20 protein-coding genes and 1 tRNA gene are annotated in these 26,072 nt (G+C 65.4%); 15 read left to right on the forward strand and 6 right to left on the reverse strand.

What is annotated here, in order from left to right; translation table 11 throughout:
• Positions 1-553: 553 nt before the first annotated feature.
• The 4 genes from U1739_RS02920 (at position 554) to U1739_RS02935 (ending at position 2,727) form a co-directional block, all read left to right on the forward strand.
• Positions 554-1,114, forward strand: a complete 561-nt coding sequence (locus U1739_RS02920; RefSeq protein ID WP_332703809.1) for a tyrosine-type recombinase/integrase — start codon at positions 554-556, stop codon at positions 1,112-1,114.
• Between the two features lie 137 nt (positions 1,115-1,251).
• The gene (locus U1739_RS02925) at positions 1,252-1,515 is read left to right on the forward strand and encodes a DUF3768 domain-containing protein (protein ID WP_332703811.1); all 264 of its coding nucleotides are present in this window, start codon (positions 1,252-1,254) and stop codon (positions 1,513-1,515) included.
• A gap of 1 nt (position 1,516) precedes the next feature.
• Complete coding sequence (locus tag U1739_RS02930; protein ID WP_332703813.1) at positions 1,517-2,161, forward strand: hypothetical protein; 645 nt, start codon at positions 1,517-1,519, stop codon at positions 2,159-2,161.
• Positions 2,158-2,727 carry a hypothetical protein gene (locus U1739_RS02935; RefSeq protein WP_332703815.1) on the forward strand — a complete coding sequence of 190 codons (570 nt, stop codon included), beginning with the start codon at positions 2,158-2,160 and terminating at the stop codon, positions 2,725-2,727. The genes U1739_RS02930 and U1739_RS02935 overlap by 4 nt, the downstream gene beginning before the upstream one ends.
• 84 nt (positions 2,728-2,811) lie before the next feature.
• Here the strand turns inward: U1739_RS02935 and U1739_RS02940 are convergent.
• Positions 2,812-2,901 (reverse strand) — tRNA-Ser (locus U1739_RS02940).
• Positions 2,902-3,040: 139 nt separating this feature from the next.
• Here U1739_RS02940 and U1739_RS02945 point away from each other — a divergent pair.
• From U1739_RS02945 to U1739_RS02985, 9 genes are all read left to right on the forward strand, one after another.
• Positions 3,041-4,069 carry a lytic murein transglycosylase gene (locus tag U1739_RS02945; RefSeq protein ID WP_332704850.1) on the forward strand — a complete coding sequence of 343 codons (1,029 nt, stop codon included), beginning with the start codon at positions 3,041-3,043 and terminating at the stop codon, positions 4,067-4,069.
• The gene (locus U1739_RS02950) at positions 4,053-5,132 is read left to right on the forward strand and encodes a septal ring lytic transglycosylase RlpA family protein (protein WP_332703817.1); all 1,080 of its coding nucleotides are present in this window, start codon (positions 4,053-4,055) and stop codon (positions 5,130-5,132) included. Before U1739_RS02945 ends, U1739_RS02950 begins: the two co-directional genes overlap by 17 nt.
• A 29-nt stretch (positions 5,133-5,161) precedes the next feature.
• A complete protein-coding gene (locus tag U1739_RS02955; RefSeq protein ID WP_332703819.1) occupies positions 5,162-6,337 on the forward strand; it encodes a D-alanyl-D-alanine carboxypeptidase family protein in 1,176 nt (391 codons plus the stop codon).
• Positions 6,334-6,960 carry a dTMP kinase gene (tmk, locus tag U1739_RS02960; protein ID WP_332703821.1) on the forward strand — a complete coding sequence of 209 codons (627 nt, stop codon included), beginning with the start codon at positions 6,334-6,336 and terminating at the stop codon, positions 6,958-6,960. Before U1739_RS02955 ends, tmk begins: the two co-directional genes overlap by 4 nt.
• Positions 6,961-7,039: 79 nt before the next feature.
• Complete coding sequence (locus tag U1739_RS02965; protein ID WP_332703823.1) at positions 7,040-8,020, forward strand: DNA polymerase III delta subunit-related protein; 981 nt, start codon at positions 7,040-7,042, stop codon at positions 8,018-8,020.
• 177 nt (positions 8,021-8,197) lie between these two features.
• Complete coding sequence (gene metG / locus U1739_RS02970) at positions 8,198-9,718, forward strand: methionine--tRNA ligase (RefSeq protein WP_332703825.1); 1,521 nt, start codon at positions 8,198-8,200, stop codon at positions 9,716-9,718.
• The gene (locus tag U1739_RS02975; RefSeq protein WP_332703827.1) at positions 9,718-10,494 is read left to right on the forward strand and encodes a TatD family hydrolase; all 777 of its coding nucleotides are present in this window, start codon (positions 9,718-9,720) and stop codon (positions 10,492-10,494) included. The genes metG and U1739_RS02975 overlap by 1 nt, the downstream gene beginning before the upstream one ends.
• A 114-nt stretch (positions 10,495-10,608) precedes the next feature.
• Positions 10,609-11,373 carry an MBL fold metallo-hydrolase gene (locus U1739_RS02980; RefSeq protein ID WP_332703829.1) on the forward strand — a complete coding sequence of 255 codons (765 nt, stop codon included), beginning with the start codon at positions 10,609-10,611 and terminating at the stop codon, positions 11,371-11,373.
• Entirely contained in the window at positions 11,370-12,014 is a 645-nt protein-coding gene (locus U1739_RS02985) for a retropepsin-like aspartic protease family protein (RefSeq protein WP_332703831.1), read from the forward strand. The genes U1739_RS02980 and U1739_RS02985 overlap by 4 nt, the downstream gene beginning before the upstream one ends.
• Positions 12,015-12,284: 270 nt before the next feature.
• Here the strand turns inward: U1739_RS02985 and U1739_RS02990 are convergent, their stop codons facing one another.
• The 4 genes from U1739_RS02990 to U1739_RS03005 all read right to left on the reverse strand — a co-directional run bounded on the left by U1739_RS02990 (position 12,285) and on the right by U1739_RS03005 (position 16,820).
• Positions 12,285-13,388, reverse strand: coding sequence for a sensor histidine kinase (locus tag U1739_RS02990; RefSeq protein ID WP_332703833.1), 1,104 nt, complete (start codon positions 13,386-13,388; stop codon positions 12,285-12,287).
• Positions 13,389-13,684: 296 nt separating this feature from the next.
• Positions 13,685-14,476 (reverse strand): helix-turn-helix transcriptional regulator, encoded by a 792-nt coding sequence (locus U1739_RS02995; protein WP_332703835.1) that lies wholly within the window; start codon positions 14,474-14,476, stop codon positions 13,685-13,687.
• Between the two features lie 119 nt (positions 14,477-14,595).
• Positions 14,596-15,612, reverse strand: coding sequence for an LLM class flavin-dependent oxidoreductase (locus tag U1739_RS03000; RefSeq protein ID WP_332703837.1), 1,017 nt, complete (start codon positions 15,610-15,612; stop codon positions 14,596-14,598).
• 185 nt (positions 15,613-15,797) lie between these two features.
• A complete protein-coding gene (locus U1739_RS03005; RefSeq protein ID WP_332703839.1) occupies positions 15,798-16,820 on the reverse strand; it encodes a serine hydrolase in 1,023 nt (340 codons plus the stop codon).
• Positions 16,821-16,988: 168 nt separating this feature from the next.
• Here U1739_RS03005 and U1739_RS03010 point away from each other — a divergent pair, with 168 nt between their 5' ends.
• Both U1739_RS03010 and U1739_RS03015 read left to right on the forward strand, forming a co-directional pair.
• Positions 16,989-17,819, forward strand: coding sequence for an aldo/keto reductase (locus U1739_RS03010; RefSeq protein WP_332703841.1), 831 nt, complete (start codon positions 16,989-16,991; stop codon positions 17,817-17,819).
• Positions 17,820-17,830: 11 nt separating this feature from the next.
• Positions 17,831-18,109: a DUF3253 domain-containing protein gene (locus tag U1739_RS03015; protein ID WP_332703843.1), complete on the forward strand. Its 279-nt coding sequence runs from the start codon at positions 17,831-17,833 to the stop codon at positions 18,107-18,109.
• 87 nt (positions 18,110-18,196) lie between these two features.
• Here U1739_RS03015 and U1739_RS03020 read toward each other — a convergent pair whose 3' ends face one another.
• Positions 18,197-26,002: a pectate lyase-fold domain-containing protein gene (locus U1739_RS03020; RefSeq protein WP_332703845.1), complete on the reverse strand. Its 7,806-nt coding sequence runs from the start codon at positions 26,000-26,002 to the stop codon at positions 18,197-18,199.
• Between the last annotated feature and the right edge of the window lie 70 nt (positions 26,003-26,072).

Raw genomic sequence — 26,072 nt, forward strand, 5'->3', positions numbered from 1 at the left:
ACCGCCGTCTCTATCAATGCGGGATTATCCAAGGGCGACTTGGGCCTTACGACATCCCAATCGTCTATGCGATCGTCCAGGCCAGCCTGAAGGTCGGGATAACGATCCCTACGGAGCTAGGCCCCTTCATATTCTCGTGGGACACCTTCGGTGGAGCCGCCGCGCTGCGCTAGGGCGTCTTCATTAACGCGACGGCGACCGTGCTTACAGGTCTGTCCTCATCTTCTGCGACGTCCGCCGCGACAACCGCGCGAAGGTGATCGCCACCTACTCGGCGATTAACAAGCAAGTGCATGACCGCGAAGGCACCGTCGTGCGCGATGTGGACAACAGGAATCGATCGCGGACGACGGCCTCGATGCCCGCAGCTCGAACACGCGGCTTACAGATAAGGCGATGCGTAGAACGCTACTATCGATCTTCGAACGATCGTAAGCTACTCTAAATAGGCAGTTATTTGACAAATTGGTTTAAATCGGCTAATCTATAGTGGGCACATGTGTGTTGCCTAACCCCGATATCGACAGGAATCCTTATGGGAGGATCAGCCAAGGTGCTGGAAGTGGCGCACGTGCGTCGCCTGCTTTCGCACGTCCAATGCACACGAAACCCCGCCCGCAACCGCGTCATGGTTTTGCTCAGCTTCAAAGCTGGCTTGCGGGCCGGAGAGATCGCGGGGCTCGATTGGCGCATGGTATTGCGCCCTGACGGGCGTTTGGCAAAGCAGTTGAACGTCGATCACCGCATCGCCAAGAAAGGATCAGGTCGGCGAATACCGATTAGCCCGGAATTGCGCGTCGCGCTGGAGCGACTACTGCGCGAGCTTGGCCATCCCCGTGACGGACCCGTAATTCGGTCGGAGCGCGGTCGGCATATGACACCCCGCAGCGTCGTCAATTGGTTCCGCCGCACCTACGCTGAGCTCGGCATGGCCGGATGCTCATCCCACTCTGGGCGGCGGACCTTCATTACCCGCTCAGCACGTCTCCTGATCAAAACCGGCGGATCGCTCCGCGATGTCCAGGAGCTCGCGGGTCACCGTTCTCTTACCACTACCGAGCGGTACATCGAAGGCGACCGCGACGCGCAGCGTCGCCTTATGCGCCTGATCTAACCCACCTACATTTTTGGAGAATAATCGTGCCTGATCACGAAACGAATCCGCACGTCCGCTCGGCATCACGTGGCGCTGCACGACACCGTGCCATTCAGCGCCTCAACGACGAACTACGCACAGGGGGGGCAGGGGGCATGCTGGCCATCACGCCCGGCGTTGCAGCGTTGGGGCGGGAAGCGCTGGCAACGATCGTTGCTGACGTTCGAATGCATGAGCTGTTTAGCGAAGAAAACGACCCCTTTGGCGAACATGACATGGGCACCGTCCATCACGCTGGTCAGCGGCTGTTCTGGAAGATCGACTATTACGATACGAACCTCGAATTTGGATCGCCGGATCCTGCTGACCCGGCGGTCACGACGCGCATCCTGACAATCATGCTAGCGTCGGAATACTGATGTGGCGGACGGCACGTTTCACCCGCCGGCGCTGGACTTCGTACGGCCACAAAGCCTGCGACAGCTCCGGCGCCTGCAACCGGTTTGGCACGGACATTACGCCGACCTGTCTTACATCTACGCCTGCATCAATGCGCTACGGTTGCTGTTGGAGCCGAGCAGGCCGTTGCCACCTCGCGATTGCGAACAGCTTTTCCGCTTCGCTGTGCGCTTCCTGGATCGCGCCGGTCTGTTGGCAGCAACGGTGGAGCGCGGGCTGGCGCCAGCGGGCTGGACCAGCCTTGTGCGCGGTGTGGCGGACCGGGCGGAGGACCTAGCATGCATGCGGCTTGCCATGGCCCAGCCTTATCCGGATGGCGCCGTCACCTTCGACCAAGTCAATGATGCGGTTCGATCAGCGATCGACGCGCGGGAAGTTGTTCTGATCGCTCTCGCTGGGCACTACGAGCACTACACGGTCATCGCGGGCTACAGCCGCACCCGCTTCCGCCTATTCGATGGCTACGGCTGCTCCTGGCTTAACCTTGAAGCGTGTGACGTTGCCAGCGACATCGCGATCGCCCGCCACCAGATTGATCCCCGCTCCATGGTCACGCTCGGCCTAGCGCCCACCCAACACGTCGACCTCCTGAAGGATTCATCATGATCACGCTCGAACGCTTTCGCGAAATTGAAGCTGCCGTGCGGGAGGCCGGCTATTCCGACGCCATCGAGCGATCGGAAACGCCAACCGCCCCGGCCACCGCCTACGAGTTCGCCGCCGGGGCCATCTACGTCATCGCCAACTCCGGCATGCGCAACAGCGTGGCCCGCCCGATCTATGAGCGATGTATGATCGCGCTGAAAGCGACCGACAGCTGCAAGTCGGTGTTTGGGCACCCCGGCAAGTCTGCCGGCATCGACTTGATTTGGGCAGAGCGTGACCGCCTGTTTGCAGAATATCTCGCTGCTGAGGACAAGGTGGCGTTCCTACAGACGCTGTCATGGATCGGCCCGATCACGAAGCTTCACCTAGCTAAGAACTTTGGCGGCGACTTCGCCAAGCCAGACGTGCATCTCAACCGCCTAGCTGACGCCGAAGGAACGACGGCACAGGCGCTATGCGAGCGACTAGGGACGGAGGCCGGCTATCGGGCAGCGACGATCGATTTGATCCTGTGGCGTGCGTGCGCTGATGGAATTATCAGCTCGTTCGCCGCGGATCATCGTTGACCGCAGGTAGCAGTTTCAAAAGTGGGCATCTTAGTGGGCTTGGTCCGGAATTCTGATGGAAAATCCAACAATATCAACGGAAATTGGCGGAAGAGGTGGGATTCGAACCCACGGAGAGCTTGCACCCTCGCCGGTTTTCAAGACCGGTTCCTTAAACCACTCGGACACTCTTCCATACCGGTTCGGCGGCGCGGCGGCGCTTGGCCGCGTTGCCGCGCCACCCCGCATATCCGGGCTGCGCCGCTTTGTGCAAGCGCTGCGACGCTTTGGGGTTCATGACGCGTCTTGGCTGTGCCAGTGTCGCCGGATGAAGATGCTTACCCGACTGAAATCGATCGTGGCTGCGGCCGGCGCGTGCGTTCTGGCGGCCAGCCCCGCGCTGGCGCAGGATGAAGCGGGCTTCCAGGCCTATCTGCAGACCCTGCGCAGCCAGGCGTTGGCCAAGGGCGTCAGCACGCGCACGCTGGACCAGGTGCTGCCGACGCTGACGCTCAACACGCGCGTGATCGAGCTCGATCGCCAGCAGCCGGAGGCGTCGCCCAACGCGCCAGTGCCCAATTTCGCGCCGTACAAGACCAGCCATGTCGATGCCTCGCGGATCAGTCGCGGGCGCGCCGCCTATCAGGCGCAGCGCGGGCGGCTGGCGCGGATCGAGCGCGAGCAGGGCGTGCCCGAATCGATCATGGTGGCGATCTGGGGACATGAGACCAATTACGGCAACGTGATGGGCAATTTCGATCTGCCGCGCGCGCTGGCCTCGCTGGCCTATGAGGGGCGCCGCCGCGACTTGTTCGCCGGGGAATTCATCGCCACGCTGCAGATCATCGATCGCGGAATCCCGCCCTATCAGATGAAGGGCAGCTGGGCCGGCGCGTTCGGCGGGCCGCAATTCCTGCCCTCGGTCTATCTGCGCCTGGCGCGCGACGGGGATGGCGATGGCAAGGCCGATATCTGGAACAGCGCGGCCGATACGCTGACCTCGATCGGCAATTATTTCGCCAATGCGGGCTGGCGCCCGGGCCAGCCCTGGGGGCTGGCGGTGACCGTGCCGGCGAGCCTCGACCGCGCCGCGATGACCACGCGTCTGGTCTCGCCGCGCTGCCCGCGCGTGTTCGCGCGGCACAGCGCGTGGAAGACGATGGCGGAATGGCGCGCGCTGGGCGTCACGCCGGAAACCAAGACTTGGCCCGACGATCGCGTGCTCGCCACGTTGATCGAGCCCGATGGCGTGGGCCGCACTGGCTATCTGCTAACCGGAAATTATCGGGTTATCCTCGATTATAACTGTTCGAACTTTTATGCTCTTTCAGTCGGGTTGCTCGCGGATGCTGTCGAACACTAAATCCTTGCTCGGTTTCACGTTGCTGCTCGCCGGTTGTGCCGGTGGCGGCGGCACTGGCGATGCGCCGCGGATCGACGGCCCGTCGGCGCGCGCGCTGGATGCGCCCTATGCGCCGCGCGAGGAGTATCCGCCCGTGGTGCCGCAGGCGGCGAGTGCGCCCGGCGCCCCCTATCGCCTGCAGGGCGATTACCCGCCCGAACCGGGCGTCGGCCGGATCGACACGGTAGACGTGCCGCCGTCGCGCGTCGCGCCCGGCGCCAATTATGATGCGCCTGCCGCGCCCTATCGCCCGATGCCGTTGCCGGCGGACGCGCCGCCAGCGGTGGCGGCCAGCACCGGCCCGCGCGGCACATCGGGCGAGCAGCAGCGCTATGACGCGGTCGGCTATGCCAGCTGGTATGGCGAGGAAATGGGCGGCGGCACCACGGCATCGGGCCAGCGCTTCGATCCCAACGCGATCACCGCGGCGCACCGCACCTTGCCGCTCGGCTCGGTGGCCGAGGTCACCGCGCTGGATAGCGGCCGCACGATCCTGGTGCTGATCGCCGATCGCGGCCCCGGCGCAGCGGATCGCGAAATCGATCTGTCGCGTGGCGCGGCGCAATTGCTCGGCGTGACGGCGATGGCGCCGGTGCGGGTGCGGCTGACCAATGCCTCGCCGCAGGATGTGCGCGCCTTGCGGTCCGGCCAGCCGGCGGGCGAGCGAATCGATGCGCCGCCAACGTTGCTGACCGCCTTGCGCCGCAAATTGCCGACGCGCGCCATAACCGCGGCGCCACCGCAGCCGCTGCGGCCGGTCCGTCCCAACTACACGCCGCCCGCACCGCGCCCCACGGCGGGCCGCGCACCGGTCACCTCAGGCCTGTTCGTCCAGGTCGCCGCTTTGTCTAACGAGGGCAGGGCACAGGCGCTCGCCACCAGCCTTGGCGGGCGCGTGCAGCGCATCGGCGCGATCTTCCGCGTGCAGATCGGGCCCTATGCAAATACCGCTTCGGCGCAACGCGCGCGTGACGAGGTCGCCCGGCGTGGCTATGGAGATGCTCGGATCGTAACCACGAACTGAGCTTTCCCTCTTAGCGCCACGGACTGACCATGAAGAAACTGCTCGCCGCCACCATCCTCACGCCTGCTTTGCTTCTTGCCAATCCGGGCCTGGCCGAGGCGCCCGATTACCCCACGCCAGCGCCGGTTGCCTATCTGACCGACCTGTCGACCGGGGCGGTATTGTTCTCGAAGGACGCCGATCGCCGCATGCCGCCGGCCTCGATGGCCAAGATGATGACGGTGTATGTCGCGTTCGACATGCTCAAGAAGGGCGAGATCAAGCTCGGCCAGAAGTTCGAGGTGCGCCCCGAAACGTGGCAACGCTGGCACGGCCCGGAGGCGGGATCGACCATGTTCCTGTCGACCGGCGAGCAGGTCAGCGTGGAAAATCTGCTCAAGGGCATCGTGACCTTGTCGGGCAATGACGCCTGCGTCGTGCTGGCCGAGGGCATTTCCGGCACCGAGCCCGCTTTTACCTCGCGCATGAACGAAGCGGCCAAGCAACTGGGCCTGGCCAACAGCCATTTCGGCACGTCGAACGGCTGGCCGGATAATGGCGTGACCTATGTGACGGCGCGCGACCTGGCCAAGCTGGCGGCCGCGACGATCCAGAACTTCCCGGATTATTACAAGAAGTTCTATTCGCTGCCGAGCTTCACCTGGGGCAAGACGCTGGGCGCCGGCGCCGATATCACGCAGCAGAATCGTGACCCATTGCTGGGCCGTGTGGCCGGCGCCGATGGCTTGAAGACCGGCCATACCGACGAGGCCGGCTATGGCTTTACCGGATCGGCGCAGCAGAATGGCCGCCGTCTGGTAATGGTGATGGCTGGCCTGACCAGCTCCAACCAGCGCATGGAAGAGTCGGTCAAGTTCATGAACTGGGGCTTCCGCTCGTGGCAGGCCAAGCCGATCGCCGCCAAGGGCCGCAAGATCGAGACCGCCGAAGTGCAATTGGGCGACGCCGCGACCGTCGGCCTGGTCGCGCCGACCAACCTGACCGTTACGTTGCCCGCCGGTGCCGCCCCCGCGCTGTCCGGCAAGGTGGTGTATGACGGCCCGATCAAGGCGCCGATCAAGGCCGGCCAGCATATCGCCGATCTGGTCATCAGTTCGCCCGATCTGCCCGAGCAGCGCTTGCCGCTGGTGGCCGAAAGCGATGTCGGCGAGGCCGGCTTTTTCGGCCGCGCCTGGGCCGGACTGACCGGCCTGTTCGGCGGGTGATCGGCCGCTTCATCTCGCTCGAAGGCGGCGAGGGAGCGGGCAAATCGACCCAGGTGCGCGCGCTTGCCGCGGCGCTGGAGGCGCGCGGGCTGCCCGTGCTGGTGACGCGCGAGCCGGGCGGCAGCGAGGGCGCGGAAGCGATCCGCGCGTTGCTGATGGAAGGCGCCGTGGCGCGCTGGAGCCCGCATAGCGAGGCGTTGCTGTTCGCCGCCGCCCGCGCCGATCATGTCGAGAAGACGATCCGGCCTGCTTTGGGTGCCGGCTCCTGGGTGATCTGCGACCGCTTCATCGACAGCAGCCGCGCCTATCAGGGCGTGGCCGGCGGGATCGACGACGCGGCGGTGCTGGCGTTGCACGGCTTCGGATCGCGCGGGTTGTTGCCCGATCGCACCTTCGTGCTGGAAGTGCCGGTCGAGCAGGGTCGCGCCCGCGCCGAGCGGCGCGACGGCGCGGCGGCGGACCGCTTCGCCGCGCGCGGGGATGCGTTTCATGAGGATGTGGCGAGGGCGTTCCGCGGTTATGCCGAGCGTGAGCCGGATCGGGTGCGGCTGATCGATGCGGCGGCCAGCGCCGAGGCCGTGACCGCGGCGCTGCTCGCCGGTTTGGCTGACCTGCTGCCATGAGCCAACCACTATTGTTCCCCCGCGCAGGCGGGGGCCCAGACTGGGTTCCCGCCTTCGCGGGAACACAAGGGTGGCTCGCATGACGCTTCCCCTTGGCAACAGCACCGCGCATGACGCGTTTCTCTCGGCCATGGCGGGGTCGCTGCATCATGCCTGGCTGTTCGCCGGGCCGGAAGGCGTGGGCAAAGCGAGCTTCGCGCGCATCGCCGCGCGCCGCTTGCTGGCCGATGGCGCCGGCGGACCGCCGCTGCCGCCGGGCTATGACGTGCCCGACAGGCACCCGACCAACCGGCTGATCGAATCCGGCGCGCATCCCGATTACCGCGTGCTCGCGCGCGCGCCCAAGGATGACAAGGGCGGCGCCGAATTGGCCCGCTCGATCCCGATTGCGCAGGTGCGCGCGCTCAACCCGATGTTCGCCATGGCCCCGTCGCAATCGTCGCGCCGCGTGATCATCATCGATGCCATCGACGAGGTCGAACGACCCGGCGCGTCCAACGCGTTGCTCAAGAACCTGGAAGAGCCGCCGCAGGGCACGATCTTCCTGCTGATCAGCCACGCCCCCGGCCGCCTGCTGCCGACGATCCGCTCGCGCTGCCGCCTGTTGCGCTTCGAGGCGCTCGACGATGCGCTGATGCGCCAGGTGCTGCGCGCGCAGCAGCCGACGCTTGCCGAGGAGGAACTGGCCGCGTTGATCAAGGCCGGGCAGGGCTCGCCGGGGCGCGCCTTGGGCTTTGCCGGGCTCGATCTGGCGCAGCTCGATAGCGCGCTGGCGGCGATTGCGGGCGATGGCGACCCGAGCAATGCGCGCCGCGCCAAGCTGGCCAAACTGCTGTCGCCCAAGGCGGCGCAACCGCGCTACGAAGCGTTCCTCGATCGCGCGCCGGCGTTTATCGCGGCGGCGGCACCGGGGCGGCAGGGGCCGGCGCTGCGGTCCGCGCTCGACAGCTATGACGCCGCGCGGGCGCTGTCGGCGAGTGCGCGCGGGCTGTCGCTCGATGCGCAGGCGACGGTGTTCGAGATGGCGGGGCTGGTCGCGACCCTGGCGCCATCCCGCTAGCCGCATATCCGTCATCCCGAACTCGTTTCGGGATCCAGGCGCGGTCACCCGTCCCATGGACATGGTCCTGTTGGCCGCCGACCGCGCCTGGATCCTGAAACAAGTTCAGGATGACGATGGAGTGGAGGGCAGTTCGGGTGGTTCCAACCCCCACCAAAGCACGCTACAGCCGCCTTCATGGACCCCTATTACATCACCACCGCGATCAGCTATCCCAATGGCCGCCCGCATATCGGCCACGCCTATGAAGCGATCGCCGCCGACGCGATCGCCCGTTTCCAGCGCCAGGCCGGGCGCGACGTGCGCTTCCAGACCGGCACTGACGAACATGGCCTGAAGATGGTCCAGGCGGCGCGCGACAAGGGCGTGGCCGTGGCCGATCTCGCCGCGGAAATGTCGGGCTATTTCCGTGCCATGGATGACGCGCTGAACATCAGTTATGATCGCTTCATTCGCACCACGGAGCCTGCCCACCACCAGGCCAGCCAGGCGATCTGGCAGGCCATGGCGGCCAATGACGACCTGTATCTCAGCCGCTACGAAGGCTGGTATTCGGTCCGCGACGAAGCCTTTTACGAAGAGAAGGAATTGCGCGAGGAAGAGGGGCGGAAACTTTCCCCGCAGGGTACGCCGGTCGAATGGACCGCCGAGGAAAGCTGGTTCTTCCGCCTGTCGAAATACCAGCAACCATTGCTCGATCATATCGCCGCCAATCCCGATTTCATCCGCCCGGAGAGCCGCCGCAACGAGGTGACCAAGTTCATCGAGGGCGGGCTGATGGACCTCTCCGTGTCGCGCACCAGCTTCGATTGGGGCGTCAAGGTGCCGGGCAGCGATGGGCATGTGATGTATGTATGGGTCGATGCGCTGACCAATTATCTCACCGGCGCGGGCTATCCTGACAAGGCCGATGAACTGGCCCAGTGGTGGCCGGCCGATCTGCACCTGATCGGCAAGGATATCGTGCGTTTTCATGCGGTTTACTGGCCGGCTTTCCTGCTCTCTGCGAAGCTGGCGCTGCCCAAGACGGTGTATGGCCATGGCTTCCTGCTGCACCGCGGCGAGAAGATGTCCAAGTCGATCGGCAACGTGGTCGATCCGATTGCGCTCGCCGAGACGTTCGGCGTCGATCCACTGCGCTACTTCCTGCTGCGCGAAGTCAGTTTCGGGCAGGACGGATCCTATTCGGCCGAGGCGATCGTCACCCGCGCCAATGCCGATCTGGCCAATGGGCTCGGCAATCTCGCGCAGCGCTGCCTGTCGATCATTGCCAAGAATTGCGACGGCGTGGTGCCAGCGGATACCGTCGATACCCAGGCGCCTCATCTTGGGGACATACTCGGTCATGTCACGGAACTGATGGCCGATCTCAAGCTCAACGAAGCGCTCGAGGCGATCTGGGAGGGCGTGCGCATCGCCAATGGCTATTTCGCCGAAATGGCGCCCTGGGCGTTGCGCAAGACCGAACCGGCGCGCGCCGATGGTGTGCTGTATTATACCGCCGAAGTGGTGCGGCAACTGGCCATTCTCGTGCGGTGGGTGGTGCCCGCGAGCGCCGACAAGCTGCTCGATCTGCTCGCCCAAGCGCCCGACGCGCGCGATTTTGCTGCGCTGGCGGTGCCGCTCCAGGCCGGCATTACGCTGCCGGCGCCGCAGGGCGTGTTCCCGCGGCTCGATCTGCCGGTGGAGCCCAGCTGATGCTCGCCGACAGCCATTGTCACCTCAATTACAAGGGCTTGGCCGAGGATCAGCAGGCGGTGCTCGAACGCGCCCGGGCCCGCGGCGTCACCGCGATGCTCAACATCGCGACGCGCGAAAGCGAATGGGATGACGTGCTCGCCACCGCCGAGCGCGAGGCGGACGTGTGGGCCACCGTCGGCATCCACCCGCACGAGGCGGACAAGCATCCGCATATCGACACCGCCAAGCTGATCGAGCGCGCGCAGCACCGCCGCGTGGTCGGCATCGGCGAGAGCGGGCTCGATTATTATTACGAGCATAGCGACCGCGCGCGCCAGCAGGCCAGCTTTCGCGCGCATCTCGCCGCGTGCCGCGAGACGCAGCTGCCGATTGTGGTCCACACGCGCGACGCCGAGGACGATACGGCGACGATCTTGCGGGAAGAGCTGGGGAAGGGGGCTTTCCCCGGCGTGATCCACTGTTTCACCGCCAGCGGGGCCTTTGCCGATATCGCGCTCGAGCTCGGTTTCTACATTTCCATTTCGGGTATCGTGACGTTCAAGAATGCCAAGGACCTGCAGGAGACGGCGGCGCGGCTACCGCTCGATCGGCTGCTAATCGAGACCGATGCGCCGTTTTTGGCGCCCGTGCCGCATCGCGGGAAGACCGGCGAGCCGGCATTCGTGGCGGATACGGCGGCGTTCCTGGCGCAGTTGCGCGGGGAGAGTGTCGAGGAATTGACTGAGGCGACGGCGCATAATTTCCACCGCTTGTTTAACAAGACGGTTCGGTGAGCAATATGATCGTCCGTCATCCCAGCGACAGCTGGGATCTCAAGCGGCATGTGCGGGACAGGAGCCGCACGAGACCCCAGCTTTCGCTGGGGTGACGCAATTAGGGTAGGGCCTTTGAAAATCCGCCTCCTCGGTTCGGGCACCTCGTCCGGTGTGCCGCGTATCGGCAATGATTGGGGCGCTTGCGACCCCAATAACCCGCGCAACCGCCGCACGCGGGCCTCGGCGATCGTCGAGACCGCCACGACGCGCATTCTGATCGACACCAGCCCCGATCTGCGCGAGCAATTGCTCGCCGCGGATGTCGGCGACGTCGACGCGGTGATCTGGACGCACGACCATGCCGATCATTGCCACGGCATCGACGATCTGCGGCAAATCTATCATGCCCGCGGCCGCCCCGTCGCCGGCTTCGCGCGACCGGCGACCTTGGCGCAGCTCAACGACCGCTTTGCCTATGTGTTCAACGGCCGCGCCGGCTATCTGCCGACCGTCGACGGCGTGCCATTGCCCGACGCGCTGCGCATCGGCGACATCGACATCCGCGTCGTCGATCAACCGCATGGCAGCATCTTTTCCGCTGGGCTGCGCTTCGACTGCGGCGCGGCATCGATCGGATATGCCACCGATTTCAATATTTTAACCAATGATATGCGAAACCTGTATCAGGGCCTCGATATCTGGGTAGTGGATGCGCTGCGACGCTTTCCGCATCCGTCGCATCCCGAATTGTCCGAGGTGCTGCGGTGGATCGAACAGTTGCGGCCGGGGCGATCGGCGCTGATCCATATGGACCAGTCGATGGATTATGCCACATTGATCGGCGAACTGCCGCCGGGTGTCGAACCCGGCTATGACGGGTTGGAGCTGAGCGCATGAGTGACGGACCCGGCTTTGCCTATCTGCTGTTGATGCTGGTCCTGCCATTGTCCGCGCTGATGGCGCGACGGCTGCCGGTCGGCAGCATGGTCAAGATGGCGCTGGGCTGGGTGGCGATCTTCGCCGTGCTGATCCTGGCGGTGGGCAATTGGGAGCGCGTGGCGCCGGCGTTCCGCTCGCTCGGCGATACGCTGGGGATCAGCGATCAATCCGTCTCCGGCACGACGGTCAGGATCCGCAAAAGCGAGGACGGGCATTTCTGGGCCAATGTCGTGCTCAACGGCGCCGAGCGCCGCATGCTGATCGACAGCGGCGCGACGACGACGGCGATTTCGACCGGCACGGCGACCGCCGCCGGACTCGACCTCGACGAGGAGGCGTTCAACACGCTGCTCAACACCGCCAACGGCACGATCAGCGCGCGGCACGCGACCGCCAAGACGCTCGATATCGGGGGCATCCATGCGGAAGATATCGGCGTGGTCGTGTCGCCGGCATTCGGCGACACCGATGTGCTCGGCATGAACTTCCTGTCGCGGCTCAAATCGTGGCGCGTCGAAGGCAATGTGCTGGTGCTGGAACCGAAAGGGGGCTCGACTACGGACAGCGCCGGCCCCGCAGCGGATGATGACTCAATTTAACATAATGTATATTATCGGATCGATTGATTGAGTGGCGTCCGTCTGAGAAGCGCCAGCCCTTTCCGGATGAGCCTCGTCGTTTTGGATCCATCCGGCCCGGTTCGACATGAGGTCCATGTCTCGTACGGCGCGCAGCGACTGTCAGGATATGAACAAGACGGATGCGTCGTTGATTCCGCCATCCATCAACTTGTCGATCCCGACCGCGTCTGACCGTCCGCGAACCCTACCCTTCGAGCCTCTGTGAGATGCAGTCGTGATCGCAGCGGTCTATGCAAGCCCACGGCTGTCCGGTAACCTCACACTGAAACACGCTCCGGGCCCGCCCGCGCGCGCCGCAGCGCAAAACGTGCCGTCGAGTTGCCGGGTCAACGATGTAATCACCCGCATGCCGAGGCTACCATCGATCGCGGTCGGATCGAAACCCGGTGGCAGCCCGTCGCCTTCGTCGCAGACCGAGAGAATTTGATCACCCACGGTGCGGCGATAGCTTACGGAGATCGTGCCCCTGCCGTGCTTGGCGGCATTGGTCACCAACTCGTTGACGAGTAATCCAATCGGCTGGATCAGCGTCGTGGGCACGTTACCCTCGTCGCCATCGACCTCGACTTCACGACCGACAATCGAGGCCAAATCGTTACACAACCGGCGCAAGAAGGTAATGCAAGAGGTTTCGGTCGCGTCGCCGGCGTAGAAATGGCGATGGACCTGCGCCACCGCCGCAACGCGGTTCGCCGCAATTTTCAAATGCGACGCTGCCTCGCCGACATCCGGTGAGCGGCTTTGCATCAGCAATAGGCCCGAGACGAATTGGAGGCTGTTCATCACCCGATGATCGATTTCCTTGGCCATCAACTCAGCCTGGCCCAGCGCGCGGCGGGCCGAAAGCTGCAGCTCCATCTGGTCCATCACTACCGAGGCGAGGTCCTTGAGGTCCTCGATCTGCGCCTCCTCGATCGGGCGGGCTGCCGTGTCGATGACGCACAAGGTGCCAAGATTATAGCCGTCGCTGCTGGTCAGCGGCACCCCCGCATAGAAGCGCAGGCCGAACTCACCGGCGACCAAAGGGTTCGCGAGCGAGCGTGGATCGACGCTGGCGTCGCTCAATATATGTGGCACGTCGCCGAGGATGGCCGAAGCGCACAGCCCGGGATCCCGGCCGATCTCGCTTACCGGCACGCCGTGGTGCGACTTGAACCATATCCGATGCTCGTCGACGATGCTGATGATCGAGATGGGCACACCGAAGCGACGCGCCGCCAGCGCGGTGATGCGGTCGAACGCCCCGTCGGGTGGCGTGTCGAGGATGTCGTAGCGCCTGACCGCCGCCATGCGCTCGGCTTCGTTCGCGGCGATGATGGTTTGGCCGTTCATGCCGGAAGCGGTCCTCGTTGAAGGTCGAGACGGCCTCCTGCACGCTCTGGCACGTTCCGTCGATATCGTTTTGGCAGCGAGCGCTATGATGTCGACGCTTTACGGAAGCGGGTGCCGATCAGCCGTTCGATCCTCTTGGCACAATGACGGTTCCATCGCCGAGCCGCTGATCTGCATGGGGTACACTGCCGAGGTCACGTTGCGGACATCCGGCGCCCCTGCCCGCTTTCCGACCCCGACCATTCGTTCATCCGGTAACGGCTGTTGTCGGCGGCTGGCGCCGGTGGCCTCCGCGGTCACCGCCCCGGGAGTTTTCCCCCTGGTTGGAGAATGCCGCCGGCCATCCGGCCTTCGCCGTCGAGCGCGGCCGACATCAATACCTCGCCATTGGCGAACACCAGAGTGTAGGCGTCGTCGCCCATCATGCCACGCCCGCGGAAGGTGACCGATTTCAGCTCGCCGAGCGATTTGAACATGGGATGCGTCATGGGCAGATCGCCACGGACGACTTCGGCGAACCGCGGAGCGAGCTTGTCATAGTCTGGCGCACCGCTCGCCAGGCCAGCGACAAGGCGCCGCAGGGCGGCCTCGGTGCCGGCCGTCGGCACGGCGTCGGGTGCGACTGACGGTGCCGACGGCACTCTTGCCGATGGGCTTGCCCGTCCCTCGACGGCGCCAGACTGAACCCAAAGTATCAACGCGGCTGCGGCGAAAAAGCTCATTAGCATTGCTCCTGAGACCACATAAAGCTGATGCCGCCATGTGATCCGCGCGGTCTCGTTTCGCGGGGCGGCAACGGAGCCGCACTCATCGCCCTCAGCATGGCGCGGCGGAAGCTCCGACGCGCCGGGTCCCAGCCGACCGGACCGCTCTAGCGACTCCACCAGCTTCGCCGCTTCGAGCGATGAGGACAGGCCCAGCTTGGCGCGGGCCATCTTCAAGCGCTTCTCCACAGCGTGAGGAGAGATACCAAGATCCAGGGCCATCTGCTTGGCAGTCTGGTGGTTCAGACAGCGCTTCAGGCATTCCCGCTCGGCTATTGTCAGGCGCAGGATCGCTGCCCGTGTGCTCTGGTTGATCACGTCCATGCTCATGCCGCCCAACGTAGCGCTTTCCGAGCCAGTACCAACTCCACCTGTCTGGTACCCCATCCGCCAATGCCAGTGCGACGCGCAGGAAGGACTGGGACTGGCGGATGGTTCGGGGATCAGCGCCACCCCAGCGCAGGCGCTACGTGGGTCAGGACGGAATCGAGCACATGGGCGTTATAGTCGACCCCGAGCTGGTTCGGTACCGTGAGCAGCAGCGTGTCTGCCTCCGCAATGCCCTCGTCAGCGCGGAGTTGCTCGATCAAGCGCTCGGGCTCGGCGGCATAGGAGCGGCCGAACACCGCCCGCATATTGTCGATCACACCGATCTGATCGCTGCTGTCGCCGCGCCCGAAATAGGCACGATCCCGATCGTTCATCAGCGCGAAGATCGAGCGCGAGATCGAGACTCGCGGCGTCCAGTCGTGCCCGGCGGCTTTCCAGGCGTCGCGGTAGAGCCGGATCTGCTTGGCCTGCTGGATATGCAGCGGCTCCCCGCTCTCGTCCGCCTTCAGCGTCGAGCTCTGCAAGTTCATGCCATGCTGCGCCGCCCACACTGCGGTGGCATTCGACGACGAGCCCCACCAGATGCGCTCGCGCAACCCGGCGGAGTGGGGTTCGATGCGGAGCAGGCCCGGCGGGTTGGGGAACATCGGTCGCGGGCTGGGCTGGGCGAACCCCTCGCCCTTCAGCAGATCGAGAAAGACCTCGGCGTGGCGACGGCCCATATCCGCATCGCTCTCGCCCTCGGCCGGCGCATAGCCGAAGTGACGCCAGCCCTCGATCACCTGCTCGGGCGAGCCGCGGCTGATCCCGAGTTGCAGGCGGCCGCCGCTGATCAAATCGGCCGATCCGGCGTCTTCTGCCATATAAAAAGGGTTTTCATAGCGCATGTCGATCACGCCAGTGCCGATCTCGATCCGGCTGGTCCGGGCGCCGACCGCGGCAAGCAGCGGAAAAGGCGACGCGAGTTGCTGTGCGAAGTGATGGACGCGGAAATACGCGCCGTCCGCGCCCAGCTCCTCGGCGGCGACAGCAAGCTCGATCGACTGCAGCAAAACATCCGACGCGGATCGCGTCCCCGATTGCGGCGCTGACGACCAATGACCGAAGGAGAGAAATCCGATCTTTTTCATGATGTGCTCCTGGTGCTGGCGGTTGTCGCAGCTTCGCGACGACGGTCTGCCTATGCTGCCTAGATAGGGAGCACAGGGCATGACGTCGCGGCAGCGCAGGGAAACGCAGCTATTCTATCTAGCCGAGATCCGCGATGGCGCGGCAGGCTGGCGGCGTTTAGCAGAAGCGCAATAAACCGGGCTGGTCACCGCATTCGCATGAACAGAGCAAGGGCGTTGCGGGCGCTATCGGCAAAGCGGTCGTAGATCATGCGTGAGACCTCAGCGATTACGGGCTGGCGATCGCGTCCGCCCCGGGCGAACACCGCGACCGCCACGCGGCGGCCGTCGGGCATGGTAATGAACCCCACGTCGTTGGTGACACCATCAAGGGTGCCTGTCTTGTCTTCCACCAAAGTGCCCGCCGGAAGCAGCGCGCGGATACGGCGCGTGCCCGTCTCGCATCGGCGCATCAGGTCCAATAGAAAGATGCGGCTTTGAGCGGTCAGCACCGTGCCGTTATCGAGCCTGGACAATAAAGCGACCATGGCCACCGGCGTGGCGACATCCTGGCTGTCGGCAAGGTGGCCGCGCTCTCGCAGCAGCTGCGCTATCGTCCGGTCTACGCGCATACCCGTGATCTTTTGCGACAAAAGCCACTGCTGGACCGCGACGGGGCCGCCAACGGTGGCAAGCAGCTGATCGGTCGCATGATTGTCGCTCCGAACGATCATCAGCTCCAGCGCTTTGGCGGCGGTGCGGCCCGATATCAGGTCGCCGAGGCTGCGTCGTCCTTGATCCACCTCGGCGAGATAGGTCGCTGCGATGGCCAGCTTGACCGTGCTGGCCATCGGAAACGCGGTGCCGCCGTTGATGGCGACGATCGAGCCATCCCGCAGGTCGAGCGCAGCAATGCCGTATTCCCCGGGGCGTTGCGCTACCAGCATGGTCAGCTGGTGCTCAAGCCCGATGAGCTCGGGAGAGCTTGCGGCTGCCGGCGCCGAGACCAGGACGCTGGCGGCGATACCGAGCAAGAGCAGGCGGAAAAGCGGGGGTAAGCGCATCGATGATCCTTGCATGCCGCCCTTCAGCGAAGTGCCCATCCTAGACTGAAAACCTGAACACCTCGTGTCGCATGCCAGCGAAAATAGGCCAAGTGGTGGGTCGCGGTCAGCAATCAGCAAATCCGGTTCGTTGGGCCAATTCCAGACCGGCGCCTTCGGGCACATGCGAACATCCGGGAGACCGGCAGAGCTGTAGGTCAAGTGGCGACGCAACTTTCGGCGAGTGGGACTAAACTATGGTCCGGGTGCGACGGCGATTTAATTCACGTGGCAACGCGCCACAATCGCTGGCCCGGAGTTGCATAGCGATCAACTCTAGTCGCGAGACGAACGATGAAGACCGTGACGCTGCCTGATGGCGAGAAGGTGCCCGCGCTGGGGCAAGGCACGTGGATGATGGGCGAGCGGCACGACCGCCGGGCCGCCGAGATCGCGGCGCTGCGTGCTGGCGTCGAACAGGGGATGACGCTGATCGATACTGCAGAAATGTATGGGGAGGGAGCCGCCGAAACGTTAATCGCCGAGGCGCTCGGCGATGTGCGCGACGCGCTGTTTCTGGTGAGCAAGGCCTATCCGCAGAACGTATCGCACCAGCGGCTGGCCACCGCTTGCGAAGCCAGCCTGAAGCGGCTCGGCACCGATCGCCTCGACCTGTATCTCCTGCACTGGCGCGGATCGGTGCCACTTGGGGAGACGGTGGAAGCGATGGAGGCGCTGCTGTCGGCGGGCAAAATCCGTCACTGGGGCGTTAGCAATCTCGATACCGATGACATGGTCGAACTACGCGCCGCTGGCGGCCGCAACTGTGCGACCAACCAGATCCTTTACAACCTCACCCGCCGGGGTGCCGAGCACGACCTGCTTGAGTGGTTGAGCGATCATGCCATGCCCGCAATGGCCTATAGTCCAGTCGAGCAGGGCCGGCTCCTGGCCAATCCGTCGCTCGCCAAGATCGCCGATACGATCAATGCCACGGCGGCGCAGGTGGCGCTGGCATGGTCGATGCAGCGCGGGAACATCATCGCGATCCCCAAGGCCGGCACAGTGGCGCATGTGCAGGAGAACCGCGCCGCCGCTGACCTCGTTCTGTCCGAAGCGGATCTCGCTGCACTCGATGGAGCATTCCCGCGGCCAAATCGCCGGCGCCCGCTCGAGATGCTATGAGCGGTCCGGGAATGGGGACGGCCGAACCGAGCGCGCGAGACGCGACGCTGGCGTTGCTCAGCTGCCGTGCACACGGCGCCACGATCTGTCCTAGCGAGGTGGCGCGCGCATTGGCCGCCCCACCGCAAACTGGCGCACCCGGCACCAATTGGCGGGAGTTCATGCCCATCGTTCACGCTGCGGTCGACGAGTTGGTCGCGGAAGGACTGGTGCGCCTGAGCTGGAAGGGCGCCCCGCTCGCGGCACGCGCTGGCCCCTATCGCATTGGTCAGATCACAGCGCCGGTTTGATGAAGATCGGGCGCTAGCCGAGCCAAGCCAGGTCATCCGCTCGGGCTTTGTCACACCCGAGCGCGATGGCGTGCGCGCCGCACTCCGTCAAAAACGGATACGCATTCCCGCGCGACCACCAAATCCGCGATACTCGTCCGAATAGCGGCCGGTGCCTTCGATGAAGCCGCTTACCGCCCCATGGTCAATCGTCAGCCCGAGCTTGCCGATGGCATAATCGGGCAGATGAGTGTCCCCGACCGACAGGCTCGTGGCACCGGTCGAGAAGATCACGCCTTGATCGGCATCGAACGTCCGGACGTAATCGGCCGCGCCGTACAGCGTGGCCCGCGCCGCGCCGACGGCAACGCCGCCGCCGAAGCGCACGCCCGCTGCGCCGGTCCAGCCACGGCGATCGTCGAAGTCCAGCGTCGCGATCAGCGGCAGCGTGTCGATGCGCGTCGTCGCCCAACTGACCTTCACCGCCGGCTCGACGAAGAAGTTGCCCCCGGCGACACGCAGCCCCGCCTCGCCACGCGCGGAGAAGCCATCGGCATCGGTATCACCCCGCTCGCCGGCGACCCGCACGTCGAGATCGTAGCGATCGTATTTGCCCAGCACATTGGCGAATAGCGGTCCACTGCGCAGCGCGCCGTACAGGCCGATATTATAGGCGTCATACTCGATCCGATCGGCGCTGCGATCGAAGCCGAGCACCGAATTGGCATAGCCGCCGGTGATGCCGAACGTCGCGCCACCACGGGTCACATCTACGCCGTATTGCCCGCTGAAGCCGTCCTGCTTGTACCCCAGATCCGCCGTCTGGCCGAAGCCGAAGCTGGCGAAGCGGCGCGTTTCGTCACGCGATGCCCCCGCCCCGCCCGCGACGAACCACATGCCGCTGCCCGCTGCCTCGCTGTCGCGCGTTGCCGCCAGATGCGCCGAAACGGCATCGGCCGACTCCAGCGCGAGGGTCCGGGCGCCCTCGCTGGTCTTGAGCAGGCGGTACGCCCCCGTCGATGGCGCGCTGACCAGACGGAAGCTGGTATTGCCTGCGTCGAACAGCAGCCCGCGCTGGAAGAATCCGGCATCGCGCTGCGCCGGATCGAGCGTGAAGGCGCCGGCGAGCGTGCCGCTGCCGGCCTGCACCAATGTGACGCCAGGGTTGAGCACCAGGGCATTGCCGGACGTCTGCAGCACGATGCGTGTCGATCCCGTCGCCGCGCCGGCGATCACCAGACGATCCGCGATCGTCGTGGTGCCGAAGCTGACATCCAGGCCGATCGTGCTCGCGCCCGTGCCGGAGAAAGCGCCAGACAGCGCCAGCCTGTCGCCAGCAATGCCGTTCCGCAAATCGATCGCACCGCTATTGGCGGTGCTTTCCAATCCGCCGATCGTGCGCGACACCGCGGTGGTGGCGATCACCGGCAGGCCGTTGCTGCCCAGCGTCGCCAGCCGCAACGTGCCGCTATTGGCCAGCCGGTCGTTCCCCGCCCCGAAATCGACGTCGCCCGCGAGAAGCAATGATCCGGCCGTGTCGAGCTCATCGTCGCCCGCGCCGAAGCTCGTGCCGGACGCGAGATACAGATCGCCGGTATTGCTCACGCGATCATTATTGGCGGTGAGCACCAGCGCACCGGCGATCGTGCCGGTATTGACGATCGTTGCGGCGCCGCCATCGGCGCGCACCGCGACCCCGCCGGCGCTGCGGATCGTGCCGCCATTGGTCAGCATATTGCTGCCGCTGCCGCCGAGCAGAACGGCCGTCCTGGTCGAGAAGACGCCCCCGCCGTCCACCACGGTCAACGCCGCCCTGCCCCCGGCGGCGATGCGCACCCCGTCATGCCCGCCCGTGCTCGCGACGGTGCCGACCACGACGGTGGCATCGCCGATCGCCTGCGCGTCGATCGCGGATTGCGCCGTCGCGCCCGTGCCGGTTGCGGTCACCGCCCCCACGGTGACCGCAACCGTAGCACCGCGTGCGATGATCGCGGCGCTATCGCCGGCATCGTTGCGCACGCTGTTGGCCCCGATCGAGACGGTGCCCGCCCCTTGCGCGAAGATCCCGGCCGAACCCTGACCGCTGGCGCCGGCCGAGCCGACCAGCACGCCGACATCGCCGGTCGTGTTGCGCGCGGTGATCGCATCCCGGCTGATGCCGGTGGCGACCACAATCGTGCCATCGACGATCGTGCTGCCGCTGGTCGCATCGGCGAAGATCGCCTCGCCGCCATTGTTGCCGCTGCTGACCACGCTGCCGAACTCGACCGTAGCGCCGGTCGCGCCGATCGCCAGGATGCCGTTGCTGTCGCCGGCATGGACCACCCGGTTGGCGAATACCCGTGCCTCGCCATTGGCGGCATAGGCGCCGATCGCCGTGCCGCCGCCCGTGGCGGTGACCTGCCCGGCGACGACGACGATGGCATTGCCTTGCTGATAGCTCGATGCGTCCACCCCGATCGCGCCCGCACCGCTGACCGTGACGTTCCCGGCCACGGCATAGGCCGATCCGTAGGCATGGGCGACGACGCCGTGCGCCAGCGCGCCGCTCGTCGTGACCTGGCCGACGCTCGCCGCCGCCACATTGACCCCCTCGACGAGCAGCCCGATCGAACGGTCACCGCTGGTCGTGATCGTGTCGGCAAGGCCGTAGGCGGCGCCGAACGAGCGGACGAATATGCCGCGCGCGTCGTCACCGGTGGTGGCCACGCTGGTCACCTCGACCAAGGCGATATCGTTGTTGGCGCCAGCATAGATGCCGGTCGCGCCATCGCCGCTGGTCGCGATCGTGCCGTTGCCGGATACGGTCACCCCGGCATAGCCGCGGGCGGCAATACCGCCTTCGAACGCGCCGCTGGTGACGATCGTGCCGTTGTTGATGATCGTGGTGGTGCCGAACGAGTCGCTGGCGATGATCGCCTGCGACCGATCGGCCACGCGGCCACCGGGCAGCGGCAGAAGCTGCGGCCGGGGCAATTGATCCGCGCTGCCCGCCACCGTGCCGGTGATCGTGACGAGCGCATCGCCGTTGACATAGGTCTCGATCCCGCGCGCGCCATCGCCCGACACCGTCACGTCGGCAACGGTGAGGGTGGCATCACCCAGCGCGCTGACGAACGCGCCGTACGAGCCGGCGCCCGACACCGCGACCGTACCGAGAGCGACGCTGGCCGAGCCGTTGGTGAGGACCGCCAATCCATCGGATAGCGCACCGCGCGTCGCCACGCTGTCGATCGCGATAGCGACATCGCCTTGAGCCCGGACACGCACGGCCGTGCTGTCGTCGCCGAAGGTGGAAACGCTGCCGATATCGAGCAGTGCGTCACCGCCGCTGGTCAATTGCAGGCCGAGCGACCGATCGCCATATGTCGTGATCGCAGACGTGCCGTTGACCGACGCAGCGCGTTGCCCGGCAATCACTACCGCCGTGGCATCGTTGCCAAGCGTCGATATCATGCCGCTGCCCGCCAAAGCGGCGATGCCATTGCTGGCGATCGACACGCCGGCATTGCCGAGGCCGGTCGTGGCAATGCCGCCGATATTGGTCAGTGACGCGCTATTGCCGCCCATAAGATCGATCGCCGCGGTCTGCAGCACGCTTTGCGCCGCGCTGGAGGTGATTGCGCCGTTGGTCTTGACCGTCAGGTCGATCCCCGCCTGCGCGACGATCGCCCGTGCGTCGGCGCCGCTGACGTCGATCGCGTCGACATCGATCGTGATCGAGCCCGGCGAGACCGCGACCACGGCAGTGCTGCCGGCCCCCGACACGCCCAGTGCGCCGGTCGAGCGGAAATCGATCCCGCTGCCGGACACGAGGCGTACGACGTCGGACCGCGCGCCATTGGTCGATCCGCTACCGAGCGTGACGCTTAGCGGCCCCCCCGTGCTGACATTCATGCCATTGGCGGACTCGCCATCGGTGGCGAGTTGACCGATCGTGATGTCGGCCGCACCATTGGCAGCGAGTGTAACCCCGTTCGACCTTCGGCCGGATGTCGTGATCGTGCCGACGTTCAGCCTGGCCTCGCCGCCAACCGTCGCGGCGATGGCAGTAGCGTTTCCACCGGCGGTGGTAATCGAGCCGGCTCGTAAGCTGAAGTCGCCGCCGCTGTCTGCCTCGATACCATAGCTGAAAGCGCCGGAAGCCGTGATCGACGCCTGATCGATCTTGATCGTACCCAGCGCGGTGAGCTTATAGCCGCCGTTGAACGTGCCGATCACCTCGACCCGGCCGGTGCCGTCGATATTTATGTCGTTGTTGGAGCGCAGGTTCACGGCGCTGAATCCGTTGGTCTGCATCTTGATCAGGGCATTGTTGGTAAAATCGATATTGAACGTGCTGAGCGGGTTGGAGGCGCGCGGCTCCGTCGTATCGAAGGATAGCATGGCATATTGCAGGCCCCCGGCAACCTGCGGGACCGCGTCGACGCTGATGATATCGCCATCGAACGTCGTCGCAATATCGCCCGCGAAGATATCGAGCAGCGTGGTGGTCAGGTTGCTGGTGATCGTGCCACGATTTTGGAACGTCGTCGTGCCCGTAGAGACGAGCGAGCCGATGCTCGATCCATTCGACAATTGCATCGTTCCGACGTCGATCTTGGTATCGCCCCCGAACGACTGGGCAAGGATACCGATGCCGGATCCGGTTCCCTCGAACCGGTCCAAGTTCACCGTAACCGTCCCTCGCGAGACTGCAGATATACTGTTGATAGCGGCGCCGGCCGACCGAAGTTCGGCCACGTTGATCGTGATATCGCCGAGCGAGCTCGCCCCGATGCCGGACGCTCCAAATCCGTTGACCAGGATCGTGCCGGTGGAATCGACGACAATCTGGCCATTCGAGCGCAAATACATCGCTTGAGATACGTCGCCATCGACCGCGATGATTCCGTCATTGCGAACACGAACCGAATCGAACGCCTGCAGCGTGAGCGTTTGCGCATTGCCCGTAAAAACGAAATCGTCCGGTCGCGTGGCAATCATGGTGCCGGTGTTCGTGAAATCGATCGATCTGGCCACGACGTCGATCGCGCGGGAAGACTGTCCGGCCGCCGTGAAATCGCTGGCATTGATTACGACGGCCGCATTGTCGGCCTGGATCGACATGCCGGAGGAAAAATCGCCGCTGGTCGCAACGGTATCCACGTTCACCGTCACCACGCCGCTTCCGGCGCTGATGATGCTCATGCCATTTGCATGATCGCCGGTCGTCGTGATGTTGCTGGCGGTGACATCGATCGTGCCATCCCCGAGATTTTCCACGCGAATGCCGCGTCCTTGCTCACCCGATGTGAGAATATCGCTGGCCGCGACTGCGATATTGCCGTTCTGCGACAGTATGTTGATTCCGTAGCTGCTATAGCCGCTGGTGCGGATGTTCGTCGCAGCGAGCGTGACGTCGCCGGCCGCCCGAATCGAGATCGCATCGGCCAGATCGCCGGTGGATGCGGCGCTTCCGGCCACCACCACCGCGTTGCCGGCGGTTTGTGCGTCGATGCCATACCCCCCCGTGCCCGTGGCGGTGGCGCGGTCGACGCTGATCGCCAGATCGCCCGCCGCGCGCGCAAAGATCGCGTGCCCATCCTCGCCACCACCCGACGCCTGGCCGATCGCGATCGCTGCATCGCCGCGGCTTTCGACGGAGATGCCGACGCCCTGCGCGGCGAACACGTTGCCCGTGCCGCTGACGACGACCGTATCGCCGGTCGCGCGGAGCGAGGTCATGTTCGCGCCCAGCGCTTCGATCCGATCAGCGACCGAAACCGCGGCCAGGCCGCTTGCCGCATTAACCTCGACCAGCGCACGCGTATCGTCGGCATCGCCCGTGCCGAGCACCGATCCGACCGATACTGTAGCGTTGCTCCCCAGCGCATAGACCGCGCTGCCGTTGACGCCTGTGAGTTCGGCGTCCGCCAGCGCTGCCGTGACGTCGGCATAGGCGGCGTCGACCACGATGCCCGATTGGTTATCGCCGGTCGCCCGCAGTTTCCCGAGCGTGACATCGATCGCGCCAGTCGCGGCGGCGCCGCCCGTCATGCGGATATTCACCCCCGTCGATCCGTAACCGGCCAGGGCAATCGATCCGATATCCACCGATGTCGCCGCCATGCCAGCGCGCGCCAGGCGCACCGCGTCGCCGACCAGGCCGGTGGTTTCGATCGTATCGACCGTGATATCGATCGCGCCGGCGGCGTTGCCGACGATGCCGAAGGCATAGTCGCCCGTCGTACGGATCGTGCCCTGCGTGATCGAGGCAGCGCCGCCGCTGTCGAAGGACACAGCGGACGCGTAGTCGCCGTGGCTCTCGATCGTACCCGTGCCGGAAACGACGACACCTTCACTGCCTCGGATCAGCACGCCGCCAACATTCGCGCCAGTGGCGATGATCGTGCCGTCGTTATGCAGCGAGGCGAGCCCGATGCCGTCGATCGCCGGCGCGTAGGCGAACGGCGCGGCAGCAATGGCGACGGCGGCGGTCGCGGTGTCGTTATCGCCCGATACGCTGATCTCTCCGGTCACCGTCGCGGCGACGCGCTGCCCATCCAATCGGATGCCGTGCCCATAGGCGCCGCTCGCGCTGACATCCCCCGCGGTGAGATCGATCGCACCATAAGACGTCATTCGAATGGCGTCCGCCATGTCGCCTGTGACACTTACCGAAGCGATGTTGGCCGTGATGTCGCCGCCGGTGAACACGCTGACGCCGCTCGCACCATAGCCGCTGGTCGAGATCGTGCCGAGCTTGAGATCCGTCGTCCCGGTATCGGACAAGACCACCACGCCGAGCGATCCGTCGCCGCTGGTCGTCACCGATGTGAGGTCCATCACCACGGCGCCGGCCGTCGAATAAATCGTTACGCCGTTCGATTCGTCGCCCGATGTGGCGATCGTACCGGAACCGGCGATCGTGACATCGCCGAACGCCCGGGCATCGATCGCCTCGCTTGCGGTGCCGCTGGTGGTGATCGACCCGTCAAGCACGACGTTTAGCGTCGTCGCGCCCCGCGCCCGCACTCCGCCCGCCTGTCCGTTGTCGGTGACGACGTCGCCACTGACGACGATGGTCTGGGCATCGCCACCGCTCGCCCGGATGGCGGTGGCACCGTAGCCGGCTGTGTGGATGCTTCCTGTGTTGATCGTCAGATCACCGCTGGTGGCGAAAGCATAGACCCCATAGGCATTGTAGCCGGACGTGCTGATCCGATCGACATCGATCGTCGTTGTGCCTGCGCCAAGGCTGTACGATACCACGCCGTGGCCATAGTCGCCGCTGGTGGCGACATCGCTGGCGGCGATCGCGGTATCGCCGTCACCACTGGCGAAACCGACGACGCCGCGCGCGCCATAACCTTCCGTGCCGATGTTGGAGGCGTCGATCTGCAGGCTGCCATCCTGCACCACGCCGCCGACACCCGCCTGGCGCGCGCCATAGGTCCGCACGCTACTGCCGGCCGCCGCATCGATCGTGACGTTGGCCGCCTGAAATCCTTCGCCGCGCACCGCGGTGAACTGGCCCGCCGTATCGGGCAGCACCACCGCCACGCCGTTCTGCAGCGCGATGCTGAGATCCAGTACCTCGGTTGCGGGATCGGTCACGTCGTCGCCCGGCGTGGCGGGCTGCGCAAAATAGGAGATGCCAGCCGGATAGGGATTGCCGCTCGGCGCGCAGACGACGCTGCCGTCGACTTGCGGGCCGCAGGCGTCCACGGCCTGTGCCTGGGCGCGATCAGCCCAACCAATACAGATCAGCGTGGCGGCAATCGCGGTGGTCGCAATCAGGGTGCGGCGCGGCAGACGGCGCGTCTGCACCATCGCATTGGCACCCCGCACGGGGCCGGTCCCCAGGACCATGCGGGCGGATGACGCCACGAGATAGAACGAATTCTGGCAGTTTGCGCCGAACAGCGACATGCGACATCCCTCATTGAAGACGATGCGCAGTTCCCGTCCGCGCCCCCGGAGATCGCCCGTGCGGCGGCAT

The organism is Parasphingomonas puruogangriensis (assembly GCF_036663635.1).
GTDB lineage: Bacteria > Pseudomonadota > Alphaproteobacteria > Sphingomonadales > Sphingomonadaceae > Sphingomonas.